Consider the following 311-nt stretch of genomic DNA (forward strand, 5'->3'; position numbering starts at 1 on the left):
TCGGGTCGTTAGCTCAGTTGGTAGAGCAGTTGACTTTTAATCAATTGGTCGCAGGTTCGAATCCTGCACGACCCACCAATTTAAAATTGGTGCCGAGTAAAATCTTTCAGGTAACACCCGTATGGGTCGTTAGCTCAGTTGGTAGAGCAGTTGACTTTTAATCAATTGGTCGCAGGTTCGAATCCTGCACGACCCACCATCCTGAATGATTAAGCATTAAAATCCCGCAAGGGGTCGTTAGCTCAGTTGGTAGAGCAGTTGACTTTTAATCAATTGGTCGCAGGTTCGAATCCTGCACGACCCACCAATGT

At 46.3% G+C, this 311-nt stretch carries 3 tRNA genes; all 3 read left to right on the forward strand.

The annotated features are described in order from the left end of the window. Positions 1 to 2 precede the first annotated feature (2 nt). The 3 genes from OGV50_RS00450 (at position 3) to OGV50_RS00460 (ending at position 307) form a co-directional block, all read left to right on the forward strand. Positions 3 to 78 (forward strand) — tRNA-Lys (locus OGV50_RS00450). 45 nt (positions 79 to 123) lie between these two features. Further along, positions 124 to 199, forward strand: a tRNA-Lys gene (locus tag OGV50_RS00455). A 32-nt stretch (positions 200 to 231) separates the two neighbouring features. Then, positions 232 to 307, forward strand: a tRNA-Lys gene (locus OGV50_RS00460). The last annotated feature ends 4 nt before the right edge of the window (positions 308 to 311 follow it).

Origin of the sequence: Citrobacter sp. CK180 (assembly GCF_030333655.1) — a bacterium.
GTDB classification, from domain to species: domain Bacteria; phylum Pseudomonadota; class Gammaproteobacteria; order Enterobacterales; family Enterobacteriaceae; genus Citrobacter_B; species Citrobacter_B koseri.